The organism is Embleya sp. NPDC025285 (assembly GCF_055558835.1).
Genome location: NZ_JBVHLU010000255.1, coordinates 1 through 2648 on the forward strand (window position 1 = coordinate 1; position 2648 = coordinate 2648).

A 2648-nucleotide genomic window follows, 5' to 3' on the forward strand; every position below is an offset into this window, starting at 1 on the left:
TCAAGCTGCGCCGTCTTGATCTGGCCGACAGCCAACGCACTGCGGTCGACACCCGTAACGGCCCCTGTTTTCCAGGCCTCGTGCCGGGTCTGTCGGTGATGCCACTTTCTGAGTTCGACACACAACATACGGCTTTGGTGCGCTGGGCCCCGGGGACACGATTCAATTCGCATCGTCACTACGGCGGTGAAGAAATCTATGTGTTGGAAGGCGTCTTTGAGGATGAGTTCGGAAGCTACCCTACCGGCACATGGATGCGCAGTCCGCATTTGAGTGCTCACCGTCCCTTCAGCAATACAGGCTGCACCATCCTGGTCAAGACAGGCCACCTGCCAGTCGCCGAATCAAATGAGGCGCTTGCATGAAGCATTTCTCCGAAATCTCGCCGACCGCCGAGCGGGTGGTCGATGCCGCTGAAGGGTTGGTACAGCAGCACGGCTACAACGGCTTCTCATACGACGACGTGGCCCAGTTGGTAGGCATCAAAAAACCAAGTATCCACCACCACTTTCCCAAGAAGGGTGAACTCGTGGCCGTGGTCGCACAGCGCTACACGCACCGGTTTCGTGAGGAGTTGCTGAGCATCGAAGGGCAGCATGCGAAAGCGCCTGACAGGCTAACTGCGTATGCGGCACTTTTCGAACGCACCTTCGCCAAGGACCGGCGCCTTTGTGTCTGCGGCATGTTGGGTGCCGAGTCGGACTCGCTGCCGGACGCCGTTGTGAGCGAGGTCGAGCGATTCTTTAAAGTCAATCTCGACTGGTTGACTCTTGTCGTTGCCGATGGTCAGCGTGCCGCGCTGATCACCTCGAATTCCACCCCAGAGGCTCTCGCAGAGGCATTCTTGTGCGCGTTGGAAGGCTCGATGATGGTGGGCCGTGGCATGCGGTCGTCACGCGGACCGGCCGAAGTTGGAAACACTTTTCTTTCCACCGTGTTGACCTGAGGTCGGCACTTTTTTTGCAACACAACCCTACCATTTAGTTGGTAGTTAAGGAGATTATTATGAGTACTGAATTTAATGGCAAGAAGTTGTTGGTCATCGGCGGCACTAGCGGGATGGGACTGCAAACTGCCCGCATGGTTCTTGAGCAAGGCGGAAGCGTCGTCATCGTCGGTCACCGTGAAGACAAGGCCGAAGAGGCCCGCAAGGCGCTGTCGTCGTTGGGCACCGTGACCGCCCTGACTGCCGATCTCTCGCGAGCCGAAGATGTGAAGCGACTCCTGCATACCATCGATGAACACCACAAGGACATCAATCTTCTGGTCAACGCGGCTGGGGTGTTCTTCCCGAAGGCGTTTCTTGAGCACACGGAAAGTGATTACGAACAATATTTGACGTTGAATAAAGCGTTCTTCTTCATCACACAAAAAGTCGTGGCCAATCTCGTGGCCAGCGAGCGTCCCGGCGCCATTGTGAACATCGGCTCGATGTGGGGCAAGCAGGCGATTGCGGCTACGCCGTCGTCCGCGTATTCGATGGCAAAAGCAGGTTTGCATTCGCTGACCCAGCACCTTGCGATGGAGCTGGCATCCAAACAAATCAGGGTCAATGCCGTTTCTCCGGCGGTTGTCGAAACGCCGATTTACGAGGGATTCATACCCAAGGCCGAGGTTCATGGCGCCTTACAGGGATTCAACAGCTTCCACCCAATCGGCAGGGTTGGGACGCCACAAGACGTCGCCGAGGTCATCCTCTTCCTGTTGTCGGACAAGGCAGCATGGGTGACGGGCGCAATCTGGGACGTTGACGGCGGCGTGATGGCCGGGCGTAACACATAATGGGGGAACGAGAAATGAACACAAACATTAAAGGAACTCCCGGCAACGGGATCAACGTCGGCGCATTGCGTGAGTTTGCAGATCAGGTCGCAGCAAAGCCCGCCGCAGGCATCGCGACGTTCGGCGTCGTGACAACCTGGGAGGGTGGCACCCGGACGCGTGCGCGAACCATGCCGCTCGTACTAGGTGACACGGCCTTGGCGCGCGGCTTTGTCATCGACGCGGACGAACCGGCAGAATTGCTCGGTACCGACACGGCCGCTAATCCACAAGAATTGATCCTGGCTGCGTTGAACGCATGCATGACTGCAACCTACGCGGCAAATGCGGCGGCAATGAACATCGAGTTGCAATCGCTGACTATCCGCACGAAGGGAAGCCTCGATCTGAGAGGTTTTCTTGGAATCGATCCTGGGATCAATCCAGGGTACGACCAGGTCGAGTATGAGGTCGAAATGGAGTCGTCGGCGGATTCGGCGGCGCTGAAAGCATTGCACGCGCAGGTGCAGCGAACATCGCCGAATTACCACAACTTCGCGAGAGCCATTGATCTCAAGGCCAAGCTGACCATTCTCCAATGATCGAGTCAGTGTTTCCCGTGGTTGGCTGACGGGAGGCCAAACCAGATGCGCTATGACGGAAGGTTCAACCTTCCGTCATCACGTTCTCTGGAATACGCAGTGTCAATTTGAGGTATACCCTAACCGGATGTCATTTTCAGAAGACGACTGCACCAATCAACGAGACATGAAGCCTGCTGTGCATACGGCTCCTGACAGCCCGATATCAGGACTCCTCTGCACGAAACTCGTCTATGCTCAATACTCGTGTGCACCAAAGCGAGGCGAGCATGGCGACCGATACCG

At 56.7% G+C, this 2648-nt stretch carries 4 protein-coding genes; all 4 read left to right on the forward strand.

The annotated features are described in order from the left end of the window. Positions 1–365, forward strand: a 365-nt coding sequence (locus ACZ4FV_RS51980; protein ID WP_465328446.1) for a cupin domain-containing protein, incomplete at its 5' end; no start/stop codon positions are given. Continuing rightward, entirely contained in the window at positions 362–946 is a 585-nt protein-coding gene (locus tag ACZ4FV_RS51985) for a TetR/AcrR family transcriptional regulator (protein WP_004574803.1), read from the forward strand. The genes ACZ4FV_RS51980 and ACZ4FV_RS51985, both read left to right, overlap by 4 nt. A 59-nt stretch (positions 947–1005) precedes the next feature. Then, positions 1006–1782 (forward strand): SDR family NAD(P)-dependent oxidoreductase, encoded by a 777-nt coding sequence (locus ACZ4FV_RS51990; RefSeq protein WP_004574804.1) that lies wholly within the window; start codon positions 1006–1008, stop codon positions 1780–1782. Between the two features lie 14 nt (positions 1783–1796). Further along, on the forward strand, positions 1797–2363 hold the full coding sequence (locus ACZ4FV_RS51995) for an OsmC family protein (protein ID WP_004574805.1): 567 nt from the start codon (positions 1797–1799) through the stop codon (positions 2361–2363). The last annotated feature ends 285 nt before the right edge of the window (positions 2364–2648 follow it).

Bases quoted from the DNA above. Each gene is read 5' to 3' on its own strand.
- ACZ4FV_RS51985 (WP_004574803.1), top strand. From the start codon at position 362: ATGAAGCATTTCTCCGAAATCTCGCCGACCGCCGAGCGGGTGGTCGAT.
- ACZ4FV_RS51990 (WP_004574804.1), top strand. From the start codon at position 1,006: ATGAGTACTGAATTTAATGGCAAGAAGTTGTTGGTCATCGGCGGCACT.
- ACZ4FV_RS51995 (WP_004574805.1), top strand. From the start codon at position 1,797: ATGAACACAAACATTAAAGGAACTCCCGGCAACGGGATCAACGTCGGC.